A 20,896-nucleotide genomic window follows, 5' to 3' on the forward strand; every position below is an offset into this window, starting at 1 on the left:
CGTCATGCCGGAGGCATGCTTCCAGCATGACGGAACGCAGAACCGGGCCCCCGGGAGAGGCTTCTATCGCGAATTATTGCGTCTTCGACGAGCCTTGCGCTGGCTCCCGGATAAGGCTTTCGCCTTTCCGGGATGACAGGAGGAGGGGCTGGGTCACGCGCGCTCGGGGAAATACTGATAGACCCACGTCTCGGTGAGGGCTCGCTCGCCGAGGCGCAGATAGAGGCGCATGTCGACCGGGTCTTCGCCATCCGCCACATCGATATCGAAGAAGGCGCGCCAGTGCTCGCGCTGGTCCACGATTGGGTGCGTGTAGGCGTTGGAGATCTCGCCGCGCGACGTGGTGACGATGATTTCGACGCCGTCGTTGCGGCCGATGTCTTTAAGCACCGGGCCTTTGAAATCGACGACAAACTTCCTCACGCCTTTGGGGCGGGTCTGACCGGGCCGTCCGCCGATGCCGGTCCATGTTGCGGTGGCGCGGGCGAGCGACGTCGGGAACGGGATGTCGTCCAGCCAGCGGAGCCAATAATGGAAGCGGCGCTGCGTTCCGGCTTTCAAAGGCGCTCGCGGACTCCAGTAGGCGGCGATGTTGTCGTGGATCTCGTCGTCGGTGGGGATTTCGAGGAGATGAACCTCGCCTTCGCCGAAGGGTTCGATGGGTTCGATCCACGACGAGGCACGGCGCTCGTAGAAGACGGAGTCGTCGAGATAATGTACGAGGTTGCGGTCGCGCTGGAGCAGGCCGAAGCCGCGGACGTCCTTGTCGACGAAGGTGTTCGTCATGACGCGCGGCGGATTGTTGAGGGGACGCCAGATGCGCTCGCCCGAGCCGGTCCAGATGGCGAGGCCGTCGGAATCGTGGATTTCGGGCCGCCAGTCGACGGCTTGCGGGCGGTCGGCTTCGCCATACCAGTACATGCTGGAGAAGGGTGCGATGCCGAGACGCGTGATGTCGGCGCGCGCGTAGAGCTCGCACTCGATCTCCTGGTCGACGCGGGCGACGCCGCGGCCGTCCGTCTCGCGCCGGGCCGTGATGCGATAGGCGCCGGTGACGCTCGGGCTGTCGAGCAGGGCGTAGAGGGTCATCGTGTCACCGTGAGGGGGCACCTCGTCCAGCCAGAATTCGGTGAAGCGTGGGAATTCCTCGGGCGTCGAGAGGCCGGTGTCGATGGCGAGACCGCGCGCGGAGAGCCCGTACTGATTGAAGGGGCCGGAGGAGCGGAAATAGGACGCGCCGAGGAAGGCGAGCCAGTCCGTCTTGAGGTCCGGCGCCATGACGCGGAAGCCGGCAAAGCCGATGTGGTCGGGCAGGTCGCGTGCGGGATGGCCCACTGGCGTCTCGAACAGGTTGGCGCTGTAGATGATCTCCCGGGCCTTGCCGCCGCGGATCAGATGGATGTGAACCGGGTGGGGCGAGAACTGACCGAGGTGAAAGAGCTGGATCGGCAACTGCTTCTCGGCGTCCAGCATGATGCTCATGTCGGGCCGGAAGCGGATTTTCTGGTACGCGTCGTAATCGATCCGCTGGATGATCTCTTTCGCTTTCGGCTGCTCCTGCGCCCAGGGAGAACGGGCCAACTCGGCGGCGCGCTGTTTGAGGGTATCGAACGAGAACGGCTGGGCAGGGCCGAGGGCGGGGCCGAGACGGGAGGCTGCGGCTTGGGCGCGTCCGAGCGGGAGGTTCGCAGCCACGCCCGCGGCGGCGACGCCGGCCAGGATCTGGCGCCTGTCCAGGTGCGATCCGATCACTGTGTGTTTCCCCTTATTCGTCTTGGTTTGTTTGGCTCGATGAGCGGCAATCTTATTCGTCCGGTCCTAGCTTAGAACGTGGTTCCGAGCCAGCGGGGCCCGGTTTGCGGCGTGTGTCCGGGGCGGGGCGGAGGGTTGGGCGGATTTTGTGTCCGTATAATGCTCATATGGCCTTTGGGTTCGTTTTTGACGGTTTGGGCGAGGTGTATGGGCTCCCCGACGGCCGGGTCCCGCCCGTTCATCCCGCTTTCTTAGCCACGCTGCGGTTTTTTCCGCGCTTCCCGGCCGCTGTTCTGCCGGAGGGGAACATTGCCGATTGATCTCGGGGGGGACCCCCGCGTATATGTGCCCATCCTGTCGCGACCGTGGGGCTCGGGGCTCCGCCGACGTGATCCCCATGCGGACGTGGTGGAACTGGTAGACACGCGAGATTTAGGTTCTCGTGGCCAAAAGCCGTGGGGGTTCAAGTCCCTCCGTCCGCACCAAACGGGGACCGTATTCGTCGGTCGCAGCGGGGCAAGGCACGAGCGAGCGAAGGCAGCAGGACGTCATGCAGGTTTTGGAGACGAGCTCGGAAGGGCTCAAGCGGAAGCTTAAGGTCGTGGTCGGTGCCGACGAGCTCGGCGAGCGGTACACGGCGCATCTGGACAAGATCAAGGACCAGGTGCAACTCAAAGGGTTCCGCAAGGGCAAGGTGCCGGTTGCGCACATCAAGAAGGTGTTCGGCCGCTCGGTCATGAACGAGGTGCTTGAGGAGACGATCCGCGAGACGTCGTCCCAGGCGATCCGCGACCGCAACGAGCGGCCTGCGATGATGCCGGACATCTCGATCCCCGAAGACAGCGTCAACATGGAGAGCGTCGTCGAGGGCAAGGCGGATCTCGCCTACGAGATGAGCTTCGAGGTGCTTCCCGAAGTGAAGCTGACCGATTTCAAGTCGCTGACGCTCGAAAAGCTGGTAGCGGAAGTCGACGACGAGCAGCTCAACGAGGCCCTGGGCCAGCTTGCCGAGCGCAACACCGCGTTCGAGGCCGAGGAAGGCCGCGAAGCCGGTGAGGGTGACCGCGTCACCATCGACTTCAAGGGTACCATCGACGGCGTGGCGTTCGAACGCGGCGAGGGCGAGAACCTTCAGCTCGTGATCGGAAATTCGGGCTTCATCCCCGGGTTCGAAGACGGCATCAAAGGTGCCAAGAAGGGCGACTCCCGCGATGTCAACGCGACGTTCCCGGAGAATTATCCGGTGGCCGATCTCGCCGGGAAAGCCGCTGTTTTCGCTGTGACGGTGAAAGAGGTCGAGCGCTCGGTCAAGGCCGAGATCAACGACGAATTCGCCAAGTCTCTCGGCATGGAAGGTCTCGATCAGCTCAAGGGTCTCGTGACGACGCAGATCAAGCAGGAGCTCGATCAGGCCTCGCGCATGAAGCTGAAGCGCGAGTTGCTCGACGCGCTCGAATCCGCGCACGATTTCGAGCTGCCGCCGTCGCTCGTCGAGCGTGAGTTCGAAGGCATCTGGAAGCAGGTGACCGAAGGGCTCGAACGCGAAGGCAAGTCGTTTGCCGACGAGGGCAAGACCGAGGACGAAGCGCGCGCGGAGTATCGCAAGATCGCCGAGCGGCGCGTGCGTCTCGGTCTCGTCGTCGGCGAGATCGGCGACAAGAACAAGATCGAGGTCTCGCAGGACGAACTGCGTGCCGCGCTCGTCGAGCAGGCGCGCCGTTTCCCCGGCCAAGAGAAGGAAGTCTACGAGTACTTCCAGAAGACGCCTGGCGCGATCCAGGAGATCCGCGCGCCGATCTTCGAGGACAAGGTGATCGATTTCGTGCTGGAGCTTGCGAAGCCCGCCGAGAAGACGGTCTCGCGCAAGGAACTGGTCGAGAGTCTGGAGAAGGCCGTCGACGCCTGAGTACTCCCTCTCCGCCGGTCTGCCGGCGGAGAGGACTTGAAGTGACGCGTTCCCGTGCTGATCTGATAGGCCCATTGCGAGGCTTCGTCAGGAGCTCGCGTCCGTGGCTCATTTCCTGAGCGCGGAGAACCCCAAGAGGAATGATCTCATGCGCGATCCCGTCGCCACACTCACAGGTTCTTTCTGGCCCATGGTCGTCGAGCAGACGGCGCGCGGCGAGCGCGGCTACGATCTGCCGTCGCGGCTCCTCAAGGAGCGCATCATCTTCGTGACAGGGCCGGTGGAAGACCACATGGCGGCTTCGATCTGCATGCAGTTGCTCTTCCTTGAGGCGGAAAACCCCAAGAAAGAGATCTCCATGTACATCAACTCGCCGGGTGGCGTGGTGACGGCCGGCATGGCGATCTACGATACGATGCAGTTCGTGAAGCCGCCGATTGCGACACTGTGTATCGGCCAGGCGGCGTCCATGGGCTCGCTGCTCTTGTGCGCCGGCGAAAAGGGCTTGCGCTATGCGCTCCCGAACGCCCGCATCATGGTGCATCAGCCGTCCGGCGGCTTCCAGGGGCAGGCGTCCGACATCGAGCGCCACGCCGAAGACATCATCAAGATGAAGCGGCGCCTTAATGAAGTCTACGTCAAGCATACCGGCCAGCCGTACGAAATGATCGAGAGAACACTCGATCGCGATTACTTCATGACAGCGGATCAGGCGAAGGATTTCGGTCTTATCGACCGGGTTTTGTCGCAGCGCGACGACGTGGAAACCAAAGCTCCCGAACCCACGCCGCCCGCCGCTTAAGGGCTGGCTGGCCGACAGGCAAGCGAAGCTCCGGGCGGTGCTGGCCGCCGCCCGGCGTTCGCGCCTGCGAGAGAGGCGAAATGCTCGCAAAATATACTTTTTTGCGAGGCGTTCGGCCGCATTGGGGCCACGCAAGCTTGGAACGGTAGCGTGGACGGCTTAAGTGCTGGGTTCTGCCTTTTTGGGCTCCAGGGTGCCAGGATAGCGGCCGTCAGCGGGTTCTTTCCGCCTCGAACGCGGGAGAGCCGTTAATCGAATCTTGATCTCGGGAACACTAGCGTGTTGAGATCGGGTGTAACGTTTTTCATGTGCCCGCGGCGGGCTTCGCCGTAATGCGCCGAAAGGGCTTCCGGCCCTGAGGTTCCGGGTCGTCGGGCGTCATTCCTGACTGCGGGTGAGAGAACAGAATGGCTCAGGAAAAGAACACTCTCTACTGCTCTTTCTGCGGCAAGAGCCAGCATGAGGTGCGGAAGCTGATTGCCGGCCCGACCGTGTTCATCTGCGATGAATGCGTCGAGCTGTGCATGGACATCATCCGTGAAGAGAATAAGAACACGCTCGTCAAATCGCGCGACGGCGTGCCGACCCCGCAAGAGATCTGCACGGTGCTCGATTCGTATGTGATCGGGCAGTTCCACGCCAAGCGCGTGCTCTCGGTCGCGGTTCACAATCACTACAAGCGCCTCAACCACGCGGCGAAGAACAACGACGTCGAGCTTGCGAAGTCGAACATCCTGCTCGTCGGCCCCACGGGTTGCGGCAAGACGCTGCTCGCGCAGACGCTCGCCCGCATTCTCGACGTGCCGTTCACGATGGCGGACGCGACGACGCTGACCGAAGCCGGTTACGTGGGCGAGGACGTCGAGAACATCATTCTGAAGCTCCTGCAGAGCGCCGACTACAACGTCGAGCGTGCGCAGCGGGGCATCGTCTACATCGACGAAATCGACAAGATCAGCCGCAAGTCCGACAATCCCTCGATCACGCGCGACGTGTCGGGAGAGGGTGTGCAGCAGGCGCTGCTCAAAATCATGGAAGGCACGGTCGCCTCGGTTCCCCCGCAGGGCGGGCGCAAGCATCCGCAGCAGGAGTTCCTGCAGGTCGATACGTCGAACATCCTGTTCATCTGCGGCGGCGCGTTCGCGGGTCTCGAAAAGATCATCTCGCGGCGGGGCAAGGGGACGTCCATCGGCTTCGGCGCGCGCGTGATCGCGCCCGACGAGCGGCGGACCGGCGAAGTGCTGCGCGAGGTCGAGCCCGAGGATCTTCTGAAGTTCGGCCTGATCCCGGAATTCATCGGCCGTCTGCCGGTGATCGCGACGCTCGAAGATCTCGACGAGGTGGCGCTGGTGCAGATCCTCATGGAGCCGAAGAATGCCATCGTGAAGCAGTATCAGCGTCTGTTCGAGATGGAGGACGTAAAGCTCACGCTTACGGCCGAGGCATTACGTGCCATCGCGCGCAAGGCGATCGAGCGCAAGACGGGTGCGCGCGGCCTGCGCTCCATCATGGAGGGCATTCTGCTCGACACCATGTTCGATCTTCCGGCCCTCAAGGGCGTCGAGGAGATCGTGATCGGGCCGGAGGTCGTGGAAGGCGGCGCTCGTCCGCTCCGGATTTACTCCGAGCGGGTCGAGGAAAAGGGCTCGACGGCCTCTTAAGATTTGGCAAACCGTCGGCGGCAGACAGCCGTCGATGGGGTAGCCTCTGGATCGTTTCCAGGTTAAATGGGCAAGCGGGCCCTTCTTCTGTCGTGCCGGGCCTCTTATTGATCGGAATGGGGCCAATCCCCATCTGTTGTCGACGACGCTCTCTTTCGGCTGTCCCTGCTCGATGAGCCGGGGGTTTTCCCAGAAAAATCGAAGGATGCGGCGTGAGTACGCCCGGTTCGGCCATAATGATGCGGGGCCGGGCAGCTAGAGTGGTCCGTTCCCGTCTTATGGCGGGTTCCCGTGCGGCACAACGTGAATGGTGACGGTGATGAGCGAAGAAAAGCAGACCAAGGACAAGCCCGGCGCCCGCGATCATTATCCGGTGCTGCCGCTGCGCGACATCGTCGTGTTCCCCTACATGATCGTGCCGCTGTTCGTGGGGCGCGAGAAATCGATCAACGCGCTCGAAGAGGTGATGCGCGCCGACAAGCACATCCTGCTTGCCGCGCAGAAGAACGCGGGCGACGACGACCCCGCGACGGACGCGATCTATCAGGTCGGTACGCTCGCTTCCGTGCTGCAACTCCTGAAGCTGCCGGACGGCACCGTTAAGGTGCTGGTCGAGGGCACGGCGCGCGCGAAGGTTCTCACCTACACCGACAACCCGAATTATTTCGAAGCCGAGGTGGAGCGCATCTCGGAGACGCTCGGCACCAAGACCGAGATCGAGGCGCTTGCGCGCTCGGCCGTCTCGCAGTTCGAAAACTACGTCAAGCTCAATAAGAAGATCTCGCCGGAGGTGCTCGGCACCATCGCGCAGATAGAGGACTATTCGAAGCTCGCCGACACCATCGCGTCTCACCTCGCGGTGAAGATCGCCGACAAGCAGGACGTGCTGGAGACGACCGTCGTGTCGAACCGGCTTGAGAAGGTCTACACGCTCATGGAGAGCGAGATCTCGGTGCTGCAAGTCGAGCGCAAGATCCGTTCGCGCGTGAAGCGGCAGATGGAGAAGACGCAGCGCGAGTACTATCTCAACGAGCAGATGAAGGCGATCCAGAAGGAGCTCGGAGACACCGAAGAGCGCGACGACATCGCCGAGTTCGAAGAGAAGATCGACAACACCAAGCTCTCGAAGGAAGCGAAGGACAAGGCGACTGCGGAGCTGAAGAAGCTCAAGCAGATGAGCCCGATGTCGGCCGAAGCCACCGTCGTGCGCAACTACCTCGACTGGCTGCTCTCGATCCCGTGGGGCATCAAGGGCAAGGTCAAGAAGGATCTCGACGAGGCGCAGCAGGTGCTCGACGCCGAACACTACGGCCTCGAAAAGGTCAAGGAGCGCATTCTCGAATATCTCGCGGTGCAGGCGCGCACCAACAAGCTGAAGGGGCCGATCCTCTGCCTCGTCGGGCCTCCGGGCGTCGGCAAGACGTCGCTCGGCAAGTCGATCGCGAACGCCACGGGGCGCGAGTTCGTGCGCATGAGCCTTGGCGGCGTGCGCGACGAAGCGGAGATCCGCGGTCACCGGCGCACCTACATCGGTTCGATGCCCGGCAAGGTCATCCAGTCGATGAAGAAGGCGAAGCGGACCAATCCGCTGTTCCTGCTCGACGAGATCGACAAGATGGGCCAGGACTTCCGCGGCGATCCCGCGGCGGCGCTGCTCGAAGTGCTCGATCCGGAGCAGAACCAGTCGTTCAACGATCATTATCTCGAAGTCGACTACGACCTTTCGAACGTGATGTTCGTGACGACGGCGAACACGCTCAACATTCCGCCGGCCCTGATGGACCGCATGGAGATCATCCGTCTCGCGGGCTACACGGAAGACGAGAAGGTCGAGATCGCCAAGCGCCATCTTCTGACCGAGCAGCAGCAGGCGCATGGTCTTGAGCCCGGCGAGTGGATCGTCGAGGATGGCGCGCTCATGCAGCTCATCCGCCGTTACACGCGGGAAGCCGGCGTGCGCTCGCTGGAGCGCGAAGTGGCCAAGCTCGCGCGCAAGGCGGTGAAGGAGATCCTGACCTCGCCCGACAAGAAGACGGTGACGGTGACGGCCGACAACATCAGCGATTATCTCGGCGTGCCGAAGTATCGCTATGGCGAAGCCGAGCTCGAAGATCAGATCGGCATCGTCACGGGTCTCGCGTGGACGGAAGTGGGCGGCGAGTTGCTCACCATCGAAGGCGTCATGATGCCCGGCAAGGGCAAGATGACGGTAACGGGCAATCTGCGCGACGTGATGAAGGAATCGATCTCGGCCGCGAACGCCTACGTGCGCTCGCGCTCGGTCGAGTTCGGCATCCATCCGTCGCTGTTCGAGAAGCGCGACATCCACGTGCACGTTCCGGAAGGCGCCACGCCGAAGGACGGTCCGTCAGCCGGTGTGGCGATGGCGACCGCCATCATCTCGGTGCTGACCGGAATCCCGGTGCGCAAGGATGTTGCCATGACGGGCGAGATCACGTTGCGCGGGCGCGTGCTGCCGATCGGCGGTCTCAAGGAGAAGCTGCTCGCGGCGCTGCGCGGCGGCATCAAGACGGTTCTCATCCCCGAGGACAACGTCAAGGATCTGGCCGAGATCCCCGAAGAGGTGAAGACGAAGCTCGAACTCGTGCCCGTCGCGCGCATGGAAGACGTGGTGAAGACCGCGCTGGTGCGTGTGCCGGATCCGATCCAGTGGGACGAGCAGGCTGAGGCGGCTGCCGTTCCTTCGGATGGTGCGGAAGGAAACTCGCGCGTCACAGCGCACTGACATGAAGCGATAAAAGGGCGCGAAAATCGCGCCCTTTTTCATTTCCAGCAACGTGTGTTGGTTTACGTTTCGTTGCGGGGCGCCGCGATCGAACGCATGCGTTCGCGCGCCTCGGGTGTGCACCGCAGCGTGTACGGATCGCCCCGTATTTCAAGCGTACATGGTCGTTTTGCCCCTTGACGAGGCCCGTTTTTAGGGGCTTTTGTGCGCCCACGAGATGCCGAAACAGCAATCCTATCCCTTGGGTTGCACACTTCTCGGCGGGCGCTACGGCGCGGTCTCCTGGCACGATGCCAGACCAAATTCATTCCAGTCACGAGGACGGAAAGATGAGCAAGAAAGATCTGATCGACGCCGTTGCAAAAGAGTGCGAACTCACGAAGGAGAAGGCAGGCTCGGTCGTCGACGCCGCGCTCGCGCACATCAAGGCGGTGCTGAAGGACGGCGGCGAGGTTCGCATTCCGGATTTCGGCAGCTTCAAGGTTGCGAGCCGCAAGGCGCGCGAAGGCCGCAACCCCGCGACGGGTGCAACGATCAAGATCCCTGCATCGCGTGTGCCGAAGTTCAGCCCTGCGAAGGGTCTGAAGGACGCGCTGAATTAAAAGCGCCGCGCGCCGCGTTTTGCGTGTGAGAGATTTTGAGCGCCGTGGAATTTCCGCGGCGCTTTTTTTGTTTTCGTACGCAAGCTGAGAGAAGCTTCGGATAAGGGGCGATGTGCCGTGTTGAGATCCGGCGCACTTGCGCCGGGCGCCCTTGGCGCCATAGGCCCTGCGGGCCTCAAGTTGGCGAGGAATTGTCGTCCTTCGCTCTTAGCTGAAGCTGCCGATGCAGCTTCGGCTCGGGCCGCGACTGCGGCCCCGCGCCAAGTGGCGCGGCCATCCACCAAGCATAACGCTCACTGAACGAAGCTTTCCTCCACTTGTGTACGAAAACGAGCAACGGCTGCGCAGCAGCCCGGGAGCAAGGCGACCCGGCGCAAGTGCGCCGGATGTCCACGAGCACACCGCTTCTTTTCCGAAGCTTCTCTCAGCTTGTGTCGCTAGAAACATGGTGGGCGGTGAGAGGGTCGAACTCCCGACATCTTCGGTGTAAACGAAGCGCTCTACCACTGAGCTAACCGCCCGACGGATCACTGCATAGCGTCGGACGTGGTTGGCTGCAAGATGCGATTGGAGAAGCCTTCGGCTGTCCGGCCAAAGGCCGCGTTCGCCAAAGGCATTCTGTCGCCCGTCCTTATGCTCTGCTCTTTTCGGAGACTCTCATGACCATCACAATGCATGAAATTGCCGTACCGTCGTTCCGCAAGCATCTCGAAGCGCTGGATGCGATCCTCGATAAGGCCGTGGTCTATGCCGATGCCAAGGGCATCGAGCACGAGGCGCTGCTTTCGGCGCGGCTTTATCCCGACATGTACACGTTCAAGAAGCAGGTGACCTCGGCGTGCGATTTCGCGAAGCTTTCGGTTGCGCGGCTGGCAGGCCTGACGGCGCCTGTCCACGACGACACCGAAACCACGTTTGCCGAGCTCAAGACGCGGATTGCGGAGACGCTGGCCGTTCTCGATCAGGCGCAGGCCGCGCCGATGGAGGCTGCGGCGGACGAGGCGTTCTCCATCAAGGCCGGCCCGCGCGAGCTGCATTTCACGGGACGCGAATATCTGCTGCACTTTGCGCTGCCGAACTTCTATTTCCACTGCGCGACGGCCTACGGCATCCTGCGCCACAACGGGCTCGACATCGGCAAGCGCGATTTCATGAGGCGCATGCCCCCGGCATGACTTGAAATGGACGCCCCTTGACGGTTCACGATGATGCCAAAGACCTGGTAGCGCTGCCGTTAGGCGAGGCTGGGCGGCTTTCTGACGCTGCCCCGCGCGCCGCTTGCGGGGTGCCGGGGCTTCGTTTTGGCGGGGATCGGCGCCTCGGGCGTGGGGCCTTGAAAAACAGGTGCTTCCTGAGCTTGACTTGGGGGCGCCGAACACGTATCTCAGCCTTCGCTTTTGCCTCGTTCGCTCCATTCGCGGGCTTTGAACGAGAGCGGACGCGGGAGTAGCTCAGTTGGTTAGAGCGCCGGCCTGTCACGCCGGAGGCCGCGGGTTCAAGTCCCGTCTCTCGCGCCATTTTTTTCTTCGGACACAAGTTGAGGGAAGCATCGCTCAAGGGGCGGGGTGCTTCGTGGATGGCCGCGGCAGTCCATGCGGAGCATGGCTTCGCCATGACGCGCGGGGGCGCGGTCGCGCCCCGAGCGCTTACGCGCTGTTTTTTGTTTTCGGACACAGTGCTCACGGAAGCGCGGGCCGCAGTGCGCGGCTATACGCCCTTGTCGCGCTTGGATTGGCGAAGGGCGTCTTCGGCGATGTTGAGCAGGTGTTCGGCCGTGGTGGGCTGCGCGGAGATCGCGGCGATGCCGACACTGGCCTTGGCGCGCACGCGGTGGCCGTCGGGGAGCTGGATCGGGGCTTCGTTGAAAACCGTGCGGATGCGCTCAGCAAGCGCCGTTGCTTCCTCGCGGCTGCAATCCACGAGCAGAATTGCAAAGTCGTCGCTGCCGAGGCGGCCGAGTTCGTCGCCGTTCGGAAGATAGGTGCGCGCGGCGCGTGCGAGAGACTTGAGCGCCTGATCGCCCGTCTCGTGCCCATACTGCGCGTTAATGTGGCGCAGGCCGTCGATGTCGAACAGAAGCAGCGCGAACGGCGTTTGGTGTGAGGACGGCTGGCGGAGGCGCTTTCGAGCGCGGAGGGCGAAGGCGCGGCGTGTGAGCGCTGCGGTCATCGGATCGTTCGTCACCATGCGCTGGAGCAGGAACTGGAAGTCCTTTCGCGCGGCCATCACCGCCGCGACGTTGAGAGGCGCGAGCGCCATGAGCGCGACGCCAATGCGGATCGACATGACCGACGTCAAGGCCGTGACGTCCGCTCCGAGTGAAATGGCGCCCGTGGAGATGCCGATCAACGTCCACGAGCTGACCAGGAATGTGATCACGGCAGTGCCGGACACGCTGAGAACGAGCGCACACCAGAGCAGGGCGGGAGCCGGAAACGCCATCGCGCCGGGGCCGCCGATCCAATGGCTGGCGAGGCAGGACGGGATGAGGGCCAGGATGGGGGCGGTTTTCGACATCAGGAGCGGGACGTCGAACTCGCGCCACTCGTGGCGCGCCGGCCAGCGGGGTGCGGGCAGGGTTAGCGCCATCGGAAGCAGCACAATGAAGTTCACGAACTCCGTCACGGTCCAGAACAGGAGCCCTTCCAGGGCGCTCCCATGGAACAGGATGGGGTTCACGACAGCGCCGACGATGCCGGCCGCGCCGGCCGCCGCCGCGGAGATGAGGGTAAGGTAGAGGACCGAGAACGGGCGCTTCAGGCGTCTGTCGTCGTCTCCGAGCCGGGCATAGAGGAGATAGCCTGTGAAAACGGCGACGAGATTGCCGGAGGTCAGCAGCAGGGTTTTCTGGAGGGTGGCTCCGGTGGCGAGGTCGGCGACCACATAGGCGGCGATGGCCGCGCCCCAGCCCGCGGGGGTTGCGAAGCGCGGATGGCGCACGAACAAGCCGAGAAGGAGGGCGTTCGCGGGCCACACGGCCGCGAGAAATCCGGCGGGCCGGGTGGCTATGCCGAACAGACAGGCGGAGAGAACGAGGGCGAAGACGACGGCGGCGGGCGCCGCCTGGAGGTGCCCCAGCAGGCTCAAGGTTGCCGCGGACGGGCGGGGCAGGTCTCTGACCGTCATGGGCGGTACGCCTCGAACGAGAATCGCTGCGGGCTTACTGCCACGCTCGCCCGAGATAGGCTCGGAACGAATTGTCTCAGTCTCCGCGTTGTTGCGGCTCAATGTGTCGCTGGGGAGGCGTTGGTAGACGTAGTATCTGTTGCACGTGCGTGACCCGTTGGGTTAACACGAGGAGTGTATTTTGCGCCGCGGTAGGCTCTCGCGTTTGGCTGCGAGGGACCCCGGGAGGACGGACGCGATGGACCAGCTCATTACCGACTATTTGCCGCTTGCCGTGTTCATCGGGGTGGCGCTCGCGATCGGAGGCGCGCTGATGCTGGCGCCGTTCCTGGTCGCGGTTCGCAATCCCGATCCGGAGAAGGTTTCCGCCTACGAGTGCGGCTTCAACGCCTTCGACGACGCGCGCATGAAGTTCGACGTGCGCTTCTATCTTGTGGCGATCCTGTTCATCATCTTCGATCTCGAAATCGCGTTCCTGTTTCCGTGGGCGGTGACGTTCGCGGATACGGGGAGCTTCGGCTTCTGGTCGATGATGGTGTTTCTCGGCGTGCTCACGATTGGCTTCATCTACGAATGGCGGAAGGGAGCGCTCGAATGGGATTGATCGTTCCTCCCGAATTCGTATTCGACAAGCCCAAGGAAGGGGCAGGCGGCGCCTCGCGTGCGCTCGTGCAGCCGGATCCGTTCTTCACCGAGATCTCGAACGAGCTTGGCGACAAGGGCTTCCTCGTCACGACGACGGACGACCTCATCAACTGGGCGCGTACGGGCTCACTGATGTGGATGACGTTCGGGCTCGCGTGCTGCGCGGTCGAGATGATGCAGGCCTCGATGCCGCGCTACGATCTCGAACGGTTCGGCTTCGCGCCACGCGCGTCGCCCCGCCAATCGGACGTGATGATCGTCGCCGGCACGCTGACCAACAAGATGGCGCCCGCGCTCCGCAAGGTCTACGACCAGATGCCCGAGCCGCGCTACGTGATCTCGATGGGAAGCTGCGCGAACGGCGGCGGCTATTACCATTATTCGTATGCGGTCGTGCGCGGCTGCGACCGGATCGTGCCCGTCGACGTTTACGTTCCGGGCTGTCCGCCGACGGCGGAGGCGCTGCTCTACGGCGTGCTTCTGCTGCAGCGGAAGATCCGGCGGACAGGAACGATCGAGAGATAATCGCGGGCAGGGATACGCGGCCGTCATGGAAGAGACAGTGCTGACCGATCTTGAAACGCATATCGTATCGACGCTTGGCGACGCCGTGCGCGAACGCTCAATTGCGGTGGGCGAGTTGACGCTCGTCGCGGACGGGGCGCGCATCGTGGATGTGCTCACGACCTTGCGCGACGATCCTAGGTGCCGCTTCGAGGTTCTGATCGACATTTGCGGCGTGGACTGGCCGGCGCGGGAGCGGCGTTTCGACGTCGTCTATCATCTGCTGTCGCCACGCCTGAACCAGCGGATCAGGGTCAAGGTGGAGACCGACGAGGAGACGGCGGTGCCGTCGGTCATCGGTGTGTTTCCGGCTGCGAACTGGTATGAGCGCGAAACGTACGACATGTATGGCGTTCTGTTCACGGGGCATCCCGACTTGCGCCGTCTGCTCACCGATTACGGGTTCCAGGGCCATCCGCTGCGCAAGGACTTCCCGCTCACCGGCTATGTGGAAGTGCGCTACGACGACGACGCGAAGCGCGTGGTGTACGAGCCCGTGAAGCTCGTACAGGAGTTCCGCCGGTTCGATTTCGAGAGCCCGTGGGAAGGTCCCGATTACACGCTGCCGGGCGACGAAAAGGCCAGCCGCGCATGAAGCCGACGCTCGAAGCCGGTGCGACGGCGCGGCTCACCTTCACGGTGACGGCCGAGAAGACGGTGCCGAACCTTTATCCGGAATCGGCAGATTTCCGCGCGATGCCGGGTGTGTTCGCGACCGGGTTCATGGTGGGGCTGATGGAGTGGGCATGCCTCGAAGTTTTGAAGCCGCATCTCGATGCGGGTGAAGGCTCGCTCGGGATCCACGTCGACGTTTCGCACTCTGGCGCGACGGTGCCGGGGCAGGTGGTGACGGTGGATGCGACCTGCACAAGCGTCACAGGGCGGCGGATTGCTTTCGACGTGGTGGCGCACGACGGCGTCGAGGTGATCGGCAAGGGCCGGCACGAGCGCATGGTGGTGCCTTGGGCGCGCTTCGTGAGCCATGTGAACGACAAGGCGCAGGGCGCCGGAGCAGATCCTATTGCGGCAGTTACGGCTTCGGGTGGCTGAGGAGGAGACGGACGATGGCGACGGAAGGCGGTCAGCTCAGCGGTCGATGCCTTTGCGGCGCGGTTCGCTTCTCGTTCGACCCTAAAAAGCGCGAGGTCGGCGTGTGTCATTGCAGCATGTGCCGCCGCTGGGCTTCGGGGCCGTTTTTCGCGCACGACCACGAGGGCCCGGTTGCGTTTGAGGGTGCCGAGAATATCGGTGTCTACAAGTCGTCGGACTGGGGCGAACGCGCATTCTGCAAGACGTGCGGCACATCGCTTTACTGGCGGCTTTCGGGCGCGGAGCATTTCGCGCTGTCGGCCGGGACGTTCGACGATCAAACGGGCCTGGCATTCGTTGCCGAGATCTTCGTGGACGAGAAGCCCGGCTATTACGATTTTGCGAACGAGACGAACAAGATGACCGGCGCTGAGGTGATGGCGGCCTTCGCGGCCGGCAAGGAGACGGGGCAGGGCTGACCATGGCAGAGACCGAGATCCGTCCATTCAACATCAACTTCGGGCCGCAGCATCCGGCCGCGCATGGCGTGTTGCGCCTCGTGCTCGAACTCGATGGCGAGGTGGTGGAGCGCGTCGATCCGCACGTGGGGCTTTTGCATCGCGGCACGGAAAAGCTGATCGAGGCGAAGACGTATCTGCAGGCGATCGGCTATTTCGACCGTCTCGATTACGTCGCGCCGATGAACCAGGAACATGCGTTCTGTCTCGCGGCGGAGCGCCTTCTCGGCCTTGAAGTCCCGCGGCGCGGGCAGCTCATCCGCGTGCTCTTTTCCGAGATCGGACGGCATCTCTCGCATCTCCTCAACGTTACCACGCAGGCGATGGACGTGGGCGCATTGACGCCGCCGCTGTGGGGCTTCGAAGAGCGCGAGAAGCTGATGGTATTCTACGAACGTGCCTCGGGCAGCCGGATGCACGCCAAGTATTTCCGCATCGGCGGCGTGCATCAGGATCTGCCGCGCCAGCTTATCGACGACATCTATGCATGGTGCGATCCGTTCCTGAAGGTTCTCGACGACATCGAGGGGCTGCTGACGGAGAACCGCATCTTCAAGCAGCGCAACGTAGACATCGGCGTGGTTTCGCTCGACGACGCGTTCGCGTGGGGCTTTTCGGGCGTGATGGTGCGCGGCTCGGGGGCTGCTTGGGACTTGCGCAAGTCGCAGCCGTACGAATGCTACAGCGAGCTCGATTTCGACATTCCCATCGGCAAGAACGGCGACTGCTACGACCGCTATCTGATCCGCATGCTCGAAATGCGAGAGAGCGTGAAGATCATGAAGCAGGTGTGCGGGATGCTCACGAGCGCGGACGGTGCTGGGCCGGTGTCGGCGCGCAATCCGCGCGTCGTGCCGCCGAAGCGGGGCGAGATGAAGCGCTCGATGGAGGCGCTCATCAATCACTTCAAGCTCTACACGGAAGGCTTCCACGTTCCGGCGGGCGAAGTGTACGCCGCGGTCGAAGCGCCGAAGGGCGAGTTCGGCGTCTATCTGGTGGCGGACGGATCGAACAAGCCCTATCGGTGCAAGATCCGCGCGCCTGGTTTCCCGCATCTTGCGGCCATGGACTTCCTCAACAAGGGCCACATGCTGGCGGACGTGTCTGCGATCATCGGTTCGCTCGACATCGTGTTCGGGGAAATCGATAGGTAGTTTTTTTCGCTCACGCGCCTGTTCGCGCACCTGGCAGGTGCGCTGGCGCTCCGCGGGGGCGGGCCATTAGGCCCGGGTCGCGTTGCTCCTGGAGCCTTCGGCTGCGTTGTGGTTTTGCAGTCGGCGGCGAGGGCCATCAAGCGTCGGTGGCTTGGCCCACGCGTAACTCGTCAGTTAAGGCTCGAAGCCTTCGAAGATCGGTGCGTCGGCGTGGTGGGCGGCGCGTGCGCGGTCCGTGTCCGTGCGGACGGTCCAGGCGAAGACGGGACGGTTGCGCCAGCGGGCGAAGCGTGTGGCCCACGTCGGCAGCGCGTCGATTTCGTAAGCGTAGAAGTCGGGCGGGGCGCCGCGGTCTTCGAGAAGGTTTCTCAAACAGAACGTGCGCCAGCCCGATAGCCGAGGCCACCAGGGCGTGCCGTCGGCGTTGCGGTAGCTCCCCGATACGATGCCGCGCGGGACGGCAGGTGCGAGATGCGCAAGCGCAGCCATCAGCGCCGGGTCGAACGACATGAGCGCGATGGGGCCTTCATGGTCCAATGCACGCCGCGCGATCTCGTGCAGGAATGCCGGATGCGGCGGACGCCAGTCGCTCTTGATCTCTACAACAAGCGGGACGCGGGGTCCGCAGAGCGCCAGGAACTCGGCGAAGGTCGGGATTCCGGTCGTGTTCGATTCTTTGAAGCGGATGCGCGGGAGATCGGCCGAGCCCAGACCTGCGACCGCGCCCGTGCTTTCCGTCAGCCGGTCGAGCGTGTCGTCGTGGAAGACGATGGGGAGACCGCCGGCGGCTTCCACGAGATCGCACTCGATGGCGTAGCCCTTGGCGATGGCGGCTTCGAACGCCGCGGGCGTGTTCTCGATCATGCCCTTCGCCGCATCGTGCAGGCCGCGGTGAGCGATGGGGCGGAGGAAGACGGGATCGAGCATGGCGTCTCCCTCCAGCCGCCGATCAGTCGGCGATGCGGATGATCGCGTCGATCTCGACCGCCGAGTTGAGCGGCAGGCTCGACACGCCGACGGCGGCGCGCGTGTGGCGGCCGGCGTCACCCAGCACTTCGACCACAAGATCGGATGCGCCGTTGATGACGGCCGGGTGGTCGGTGAAGTCGGGCGTGGAATTGACGAAGCCGGTGAGGCGGACGATCTGGGCCACGCGCTCCAGGCTGCCGAGGGCGGCCTTGGCCTGAGCAAGAACATTGAGCGCGGAATGGCGCGCGGCGGCCTGACCGGCGGCGACGTCGAGGTCGCGGCCGAGGGCGCCCGTCGCGAGCGTGCCGTCAGCGGCTTTCGAGATCTGGCCGGAGATGAACAGGAGGTTGCCGACGATCGTGTAGGGCACGTAGTTGGCGACCGGGGCGGGGGCTGCGGGAAGGGTATAGCCGAGCGAGGCCAAGCGGTCCTCAATGGTGCCGGTCATGGCAGAAATCTCCGGTGCTGGTGGCGGGCGGATGGCCGCAGAATGGTCAGGGTCCCCTCAATACTCGATGGAGCGGACTTTGCAACGCCGCTCCCGTGCCTTAGATTCCGGCAATGGTATTGGCGGGGTGGGAGCCAGAATGTTGCCTGGCCCTATTTTCCGCCATTTCAACAGGATGAACGAGAATGCGAGATCGTGCGCCGGAGCTGTTCAGGGGCGCTTTCAAGACGATGGGCGGGGCCTTGACGGTCTTGTCCGCGGCCGTGCTGTGGCAACCGCAATATGCGCAGGCCGCGGGCGCTGGCGCCGGTGGGCCTGGGGCGACGAAAGCCGGTGCATCTTCGAAGGGCGGCCCGGTCAAGGACGTCGTGTTTGCGCCGCATCGGGCGGTCTACGATCTGTCGCTTGACACTGTCTCGTCGGCATCCGGCGTGGTGTCGGTGGAAGGGCGGATTGTCTACGAGCTTTCGGGTAACCGCTGCGAAGGTCATGCGCAGAGTATGCGCTTCGTCACACAGACGCTGAACCAGCAGGGCGAGGTGCAGACGACGGACCTCAGGACATCGAGCTGGGAAGACGTGCCGGCTCGCCGTTTGCGCTTCTCCACCAGCACGTACCAGAACGAGGTGCAGGCCGAGCAGACGCAGGGCGAGGCGACGCGCGCGGGGTCCTCGGGCGCGGTGACGGTCGATCTTGCGAAGCCGACCGAGCGCGAATTCGAGCTTGCGGACAACATCTATTTCCCGATCCAGCATTCGACGGCGATCATCCAGGCCGCGCGCGAGGGACGGTTCATGCTGTCCGCGAACCTGTTCGACGGGTCGGAGACGGGCGACAAGGTCTACGTGACGTCGACAGCCATCGGGCGGCAGGTGAAGGAGGGGCAGGGGACGCCGATTGCGCTCGCTAAAGGCGGCGATGCGCTGGACGACGTTCCGTCGTGGCCTGTGCTCGTGAGCTATTACGCGCCGGATTCGGGCAAGGCGGATGCGGTGCCGCTCTATGAGATGAGCTATCGGTTTCACGAGAACGGCGTGACGAGCAGTCTCCGCATCAATCACGGCGAATTCGCCATCAAAGGCGAGCTTAAGGAGCTGACGTACTTCGAGGCGTCACCGTGCAAGGGCGTGACGCCGTAAGCTTCAGGTGCAGTTCCAGAGCCACGCGGCGCCGCGTACGCCGCTGGCGTCGCCCCATTTCGGCGGGCGAATGACGATTGCGGGCACGTCCGAGAAGACGTAGGGCGCGGCGAGACCGGGCAGCACGTCGTAGAGGTGCGGCAGTTTCGAGAGGCCGCCGCCGAGGACGATGATTTCTGGGTCCACGATGTTGATGACGTGGGCGAGGCCGCGCGCGAGGCGCGAGGCGTGACGATCCAAGCTCGTGCGTGCGTCGGGTTCGCCTAGGGCCGCGCGGGCGACGATCTCGTGGCCGGACACAAGATCTCCGGTGCGGCGCTTGTAGTCGCCCGATAGCCCGGTGCCGGAGGCCCACATCTCCATGCAGCCCTTGCGTCCGCACCAGCATGTCGGGCCCGGGTGCTCGTCGGGCTCGGCCCAGGGGAGCGGATTGTGGCCCCACTCGCCGCCGATGCCGCGCGCGCCTTCGAGAATGTGACCGTCGAAGACGAGGCCGCCGCCGCAGCCCGTGCCGATGATGACGCCGAAGACCGAACGTGCGCCGGCGCCCGCGCCGTCGGTCGCTTCCGAGAGGGCGAAGCAGTTAGCGTCGTTGGCGCAGCGGATCGGCTGGCCGAGGGCGGCTTCGAGATCCTGGCGCAGCGGGCGGCCGTTGAGCCACGTCGAGTTGGCGTTGCGGACAAGGCCCGTCGATGGGGAGAGCGAGCCGGGCATACCGATGCCGATGGTCACGGCAGCGGCCGCCTGCTTTTCGAGATCGCGGATCAGGCCCGCGAGGGCCGCGAGCGTGTCGTCGTAGTTGCCCTGCGGTGCGAGGATGCGCTGGCGTGCGGCCTCCGATCCGTCGGGGCCTAAAATACAGCCTTCGATCTTGGTGCCGCCGAGATCGATGCCGAGACGGAGCTTGCCGTCATTCATGGACGGTCTCGCTGCCGAGGGTGCGGGCGAGCGCCTCTCGGGCCGGTACGAGGGTTTCCGGCCGGATGCCGCGGGTGGACGCGAAGACGAGCAAAAGGGATTCGTCTCCGAGCAGGTGATCGAGGACGGCCAACAACGTTTCGGGGGCGTCGGCGGCGCTCCGAAGCTGGTCCGGACCGATGCCGGTGAGGGCCAGGAAGCGGCCGAGACGGGGGGCGTCCTCGGCCAGGAAGGCAAGGGCTGCAAGGCCCACGGTTTCAGCGTCTTGCAGGCCCGGTTCCGGTTCGCGTTTTGCCATCTCTCGCGGTGTCCTTTTTGTCCGTTTCGTCCGGGGTTTAGCCCGCTATTCCGTAACGCGGCAAAGCTTTCAACAGTTGCTTAAGCTAACACGTGCATACTCGCTCTCTTAGACCCGCAGAATCGGTGCAGGTAGTGGCGGGGCAGCGCAAAGACACTCGACGATGACCTATCAAGCAAGGAACACGGCCGTCGAGAGCCAGACGCAGGGCGAGGTGAGCCCGCGCGCCGCTAAAACCGTGCTCATCGTGGAAGACAACGAGCTCAACATGAAGCTCTTCCACGATCTGCTCGATGCCTACGGCTACCTGACCGTGCAGACCAGGAACGGGCTCGACGCGCTGACGCTCGCCCGCGTTCATCGGCCGGATCTGATCCTGATGGATATCCAGTTGCCGGAGGTTTCCGGCCTCGAAGTCACGAAGTGGCTCAAGGAGGACGAGGAACTGCGCGACATTCCTGTCGTTGCGGTCACGGCCTTCGCCATGAAGGGAGACGAGGAGCGCATCCGGTCGGGCGGATGCGAGGCCTATGTCTCGAAGCCGATTTCGGTCTCCGTATTTCTCGAAACGGTCAGACGATTTGCCGGGGAGGCCTGAGGCGCGCGGAATTCGTGCGTG

The 20,896-nt window shown here is 63.8% G+C and carries 20 protein-coding genes and 3 tRNA genes; 16 read left to right on the forward strand and 7 right to left on the reverse strand.

Features of this window, described 5'->3' with window-relative positions:
- Positions 1 to 153: 153 nt before the first annotated feature.
- The gene (locus W911_RS09750; protein WP_023787375.1) at positions 154 to 1,752 is read right to left on the reverse strand and encodes an OpgD/OpgG family glucan biosynthesis protein; all 1,599 of its coding nucleotides are present in this window, start codon (positions 1,750 to 1,752) and stop codon (positions 154 to 156) included.
- Between the two features lie 399 nt (positions 1,753 to 2,151).
- Here W911_RS09750 and W911_RS09755 point away from each other — a divergent pair.
- The 6 genes from W911_RS09755 to W911_RS09780 all read left to right on the forward strand — a co-directional run bounded on the left by W911_RS09755 (position 2,152) and on the right by W911_RS09780 (position 9,469).
- Positions 2,152 to 2,237, forward strand: a tRNA-Leu gene (locus tag W911_RS09755).
- Between the two features lie 65 nt (positions 2,238 to 2,302).
- Positions 2,303 to 3,658: a trigger factor gene (gene tig / locus W911_RS09760; RefSeq protein ID WP_023787377.1), complete on the forward strand. Its 1,356-nt coding sequence runs from the start codon at positions 2,303 to 2,305 to the stop codon at positions 3,656 to 3,658.
- A 148-nt stretch (positions 3,659 to 3,806) separates the two neighbouring features.
- Positions 3,807 to 4,460: an ATP-dependent Clp protease proteolytic subunit gene (locus W911_RS09765; protein WP_023787378.1), complete on the forward strand. Its 654-nt coding sequence runs from the start codon at positions 3,807 to 3,809 to the stop codon at positions 4,458 to 4,460.
- A gap of 407 nt (positions 4,461 to 4,867) precedes the next feature.
- On the forward strand, positions 4,868 to 6,121 hold the full coding sequence (gene clpX / locus W911_RS09770; protein WP_023787379.1) for an ATP-dependent Clp protease ATP-binding subunit ClpX: 1,254 nt from the start codon (positions 4,868 to 4,870) through the stop codon (positions 6,119 to 6,121).
- Positions 6,122 to 6,440: 319 nt separating this feature from the next.
- On the forward strand, positions 6,441 to 8,867 hold the full coding sequence (gene lon, locus W911_RS09775) for an endopeptidase La (RefSeq protein WP_041318298.1): 2,427 nt from the start codon (positions 6,441 to 6,443) through the stop codon (positions 8,865 to 8,867).
- 290 nt (positions 8,868 to 9,157) lie between these two features.
- Positions 9,158 to 9,469, forward strand: coding sequence for an HU family DNA-binding protein (locus W911_RS09780; protein ID WP_158412855.1), 312 nt, complete (start codon positions 9,158 to 9,160; stop codon positions 9,467 to 9,469).
- 446 nt (positions 9,470 to 9,915) lie between these two features.
- Here W911_RS09780 and W911_RS09785 read toward each other — a convergent pair.
- Positions 9,916 to 9,990, reverse strand: a tRNA-Val gene (locus W911_RS09785).
- 138 nt (positions 9,991 to 10,128) lie between these two features.
- Between W911_RS09785 and W911_RS09790 the strand changes: the two genes are divergently transcribed.
- Together W911_RS09790 and W911_RS09795 are read left to right on the forward strand one after the other, a co-directional pair.
- Positions 10,129 to 10,644 carry a DUF1993 domain-containing protein gene (locus W911_RS09790; RefSeq protein ID WP_023787382.1) on the forward strand — a complete coding sequence of 172 codons (516 nt, stop codon included), beginning with the start codon at positions 10,129 to 10,131 and terminating at the stop codon, positions 10,642 to 10,644.
- A gap of 265 nt (positions 10,645 to 10,909) precedes the next feature.
- Positions 10,910 to 10,986, forward strand: a tRNA-Asp gene (locus W911_RS09795).
- Between the two features lie 190 nt (positions 10,987 to 11,176).
- Here the strand turns inward: W911_RS09795 and W911_RS09800 are convergent.
- Entirely contained in the window at positions 11,177 to 12,595 is a 1,419-nt protein-coding gene (locus tag W911_RS09800) for a GGDEF domain-containing protein (protein ID WP_023787383.1), read from the reverse strand.
- Between the two features lie 238 nt (positions 12,596 to 12,833).
- Here W911_RS09800 and W911_RS09805 point away from each other — a divergent pair, with 238 nt between their 5' ends.
- Genes W911_RS09805 through W911_RS09830 form a run of 6 tightly spaced genes read left to right on the forward strand, consistent with a single transcriptional unit; the run spans position 12,834 to position 16,505 of the window.
- Positions 12,834 to 13,199, forward strand: a complete 366-nt coding sequence (locus W911_RS09805; protein WP_023787384.1) for an NADH-quinone oxidoreductase subunit A — start codon at positions 12,834 to 12,836, stop codon at positions 13,197 to 13,199.
- Entirely contained in the window at positions 13,190 to 13,765 is a 576-nt protein-coding gene (locus W911_RS09810) for a NuoB/complex I 20 kDa subunit family protein (RefSeq protein ID WP_023787385.1), read from the forward strand. Before W911_RS09805 ends, W911_RS09810 begins: the two co-directional genes overlap by 10 nt.
- A 25-nt stretch (positions 13,766 to 13,790) precedes the next feature.
- Complete coding sequence (locus tag W911_RS09815; protein WP_023787386.1) at positions 13,791 to 14,399, forward strand: NADH-quinone oxidoreductase subunit C; 609 nt, start codon at positions 13,791 to 13,793, stop codon at positions 14,397 to 14,399.
- Positions 14,396 to 14,854 (forward strand): thioesterase family protein, encoded by a 459-nt coding sequence (locus W911_RS09820; RefSeq protein ID WP_023787387.1) that lies wholly within the window; start codon positions 14,396 to 14,398, stop codon positions 14,852 to 14,854. The genes W911_RS09815 and W911_RS09820 overlap by 4 nt, the downstream gene beginning before the upstream one ends.
- Positions 14,855 to 14,868: 14 nt before the next feature.
- Positions 14,869 to 15,312: a GFA family protein gene (locus tag W911_RS09825; protein WP_023787388.1), complete on the forward strand. Its 444-nt coding sequence runs from the start codon at positions 14,869 to 14,871 to the stop codon at positions 15,310 to 15,312.
- 2 nt (positions 15,313 to 15,314) lie between these two features.
- Positions 15,315 to 16,505, forward strand: coding sequence for an NADH-quinone oxidoreductase subunit D (locus W911_RS09830; protein ID WP_023787389.1), 1,191 nt, complete (start codon positions 15,315 to 15,317; stop codon positions 16,503 to 16,505).
- 174 nt (positions 16,506 to 16,679) lie between these two features.
- On the opposite strand, the gene W911_RS09835 is transcribed toward W911_RS09830, so the two are convergent.
- Positions 16,680 to 17,432: a glycerophosphodiester phosphodiesterase family protein gene (locus W911_RS09835; protein WP_023787390.1), complete on the reverse strand. Its 753-nt coding sequence runs from the start codon at positions 17,430 to 17,432 to the stop codon at positions 16,680 to 16,682.
- A 22-nt stretch (positions 17,433 to 17,454) separates the two neighbouring features.
- The gene (locus tag W911_RS09840; RefSeq protein ID WP_023787391.1) at positions 17,455 to 17,922 is read right to left on the reverse strand and encodes a RidA family protein; all 468 of its coding nucleotides are present in this window, start codon (positions 17,920 to 17,922) and stop codon (positions 17,455 to 17,457) included.
- Between the two features lie 185 nt (positions 17,923 to 18,107).
- Here W911_RS09840 and W911_RS09845 point away from each other — a divergent pair, with 185 nt between their 5' ends.
- Positions 18,108 to 19,061 carry a cell envelope integrity EipB family protein gene (locus W911_RS09845; RefSeq protein ID WP_023787392.1) on the forward strand — a complete coding sequence of 318 codons (954 nt, stop codon included), beginning with the start codon at positions 18,108 to 18,110 and terminating at the stop codon, positions 19,059 to 19,061.
- Between the two features lie 3 nt (positions 19,062 to 19,064).
- On the opposite strand, the gene W911_RS09850 is transcribed toward W911_RS09845, so the two are convergent.
- Positions 19,065 to 19,979 (reverse strand): ROK family protein, encoded by a 915-nt coding sequence (locus tag W911_RS09850; RefSeq protein ID WP_023787393.1) that lies wholly within the window; start codon positions 19,977 to 19,979, stop codon positions 19,065 to 19,067.
- The gene (locus W911_RS09855) at positions 19,972 to 20,277 is read right to left on the reverse strand and encodes a DUF3572 domain-containing protein (protein ID WP_023787394.1); all 306 of its coding nucleotides are present in this window, start codon (positions 20,275 to 20,277) and stop codon (positions 19,972 to 19,974) included. Before W911_RS09855 ends, W911_RS09850 begins: the two co-directional genes overlap by 8 nt.
- 163 nt (positions 20,278 to 20,440) lie before the next feature.
- Between W911_RS09855 and W911_RS09860 the strand changes: the two genes are divergently transcribed.
- On the forward strand, positions 20,441 to 20,875 hold the full coding sequence (locus tag W911_RS09860; RefSeq protein WP_023787395.1) for a response regulator: 435 nt from the start codon (positions 20,441 to 20,443) through the stop codon (positions 20,873 to 20,875).
- Positions 20,876 to 20,896 lie beyond the last annotated feature (21 nt).

Source organism: Hyphomicrobium nitrativorans NL23, assembly GCF_000503895.1.
Lineage (GTDB): Bacteria > Pseudomonadota > Alphaproteobacteria > Rhizobiales > Hyphomicrobiaceae > Hyphomicrobium_C > Hyphomicrobium_C nitrativorans.

Excerpts from the sequence above, each read along its gene's own strand:
- tig (WP_023787377.1), top strand. The coding sequence starts at position 2,303 with ATGCAGGTTTTGGAGACGAGCTCGGAAGGGCTCAAGCGGAAGCTTAAG.
- W911_RS09765 (WP_023787378.1), top strand. The coding sequence starts at position 3,807 with ATGCGCGATCCCGTCGCCACACTCACAGGTTCTTTCTGGCCCATGGTC.
- clpX (WP_023787379.1), top strand. The coding sequence starts at position 4,868 with ATGGCTCAGGAAAAGAACACTCTCTACTGCTCTTTCTGCGGCAAGAGC.
- lon (WP_041318298.1), top strand. The coding sequence starts at position 6,441 with ATGAGCGAAGAAAAGCAGACCAAGGACAAGCCCGGCGCCCGCGATCAT.
- W911_RS09780 (WP_158412855.1), top strand. The coding sequence starts at position 9,158 with ATGCCAGACCAAATTCATTCCAGTCACGAGGACGGAAAGATGAGCAAG.
- W911_RS09790 (WP_023787382.1), top strand. The coding sequence starts at position 10,129 with ATGACCATCACAATGCATGAAATTGCCGTACCGTCGTTCCGCAAGCAT.
- W911_RS09800 (WP_023787383.1), bottom strand. The coding sequence starts at position 12,595 with ATGACGGTCAGAGACCTGCCCCGCCCGTCCGCGGCAACCTTGAGCCTG.
- W911_RS09805 (WP_023787384.1), top strand. The coding sequence starts at position 12,834 with ATGGACCAGCTCATTACCGACTATTTGCCGCTTGCCGTGTTCATCGGG.
- W911_RS09810 (WP_023787385.1), top strand. The coding sequence starts at position 13,190 with ATGGGATTGATCGTTCCTCCCGAATTCGTATTCGACAAGCCCAAGGAA.
- W911_RS09815 (WP_023787386.1), top strand. The coding sequence starts at position 13,791 with ATGGAAGAGACAGTGCTGACCGATCTTGAAACGCATATCGTATCGACG.
- W911_RS09820 (WP_023787387.1), top strand. The coding sequence starts at position 14,396 with ATGAAGCCGACGCTCGAAGCCGGTGCGACGGCGCGGCTCACCTTCACG.
- W911_RS09825 (WP_023787388.1), top strand. The coding sequence starts at position 14,869 with ATGGCGACGGAAGGCGGTCAGCTCAGCGGTCGATGCCTTTGCGGCGCG.
- W911_RS09830 (WP_023787389.1), top strand. The coding sequence starts at position 15,315 with ATGGCAGAGACCGAGATCCGTCCATTCAACATCAACTTCGGGCCGCAG.
- W911_RS09835 (WP_023787390.1), bottom strand. The coding sequence starts at position 17,432 with ATGCTCGATCCCGTCTTCCTCCGCCCCATCGCTCACCGCGGCCTGCAC.
- W911_RS09840 (WP_023787391.1), bottom strand. The coding sequence starts at position 17,922 with ATGACCGGCACCATTGAGGACCGCTTGGCCTCGCTCGGCTATACCCTT.
- W911_RS09845 (WP_023787392.1), top strand. The coding sequence starts at position 18,108 with ATGCGAGATCGTGCGCCGGAGCTGTTCAGGGGCGCTTTCAAGACGATG.
- W911_RS09850 (WP_023787393.1), bottom strand. The coding sequence starts at position 19,979 with ATGAATGACGGCAAGCTCCGTCTCGGCATCGATCTCGGCGGCACCAAG.
- W911_RS09855 (WP_023787394.1), bottom strand. The coding sequence starts at position 20,277 with ATGGCAAAACGCGAACCGGAACCGGGCCTGCAAGACGCTGAAACCGTG.
- W911_RS09860 (WP_023787395.1), top strand. The coding sequence starts at position 20,441 with ATGACCTATCAAGCAAGGAACACGGCCGTCGAGAGCCAGACGCAGGGC.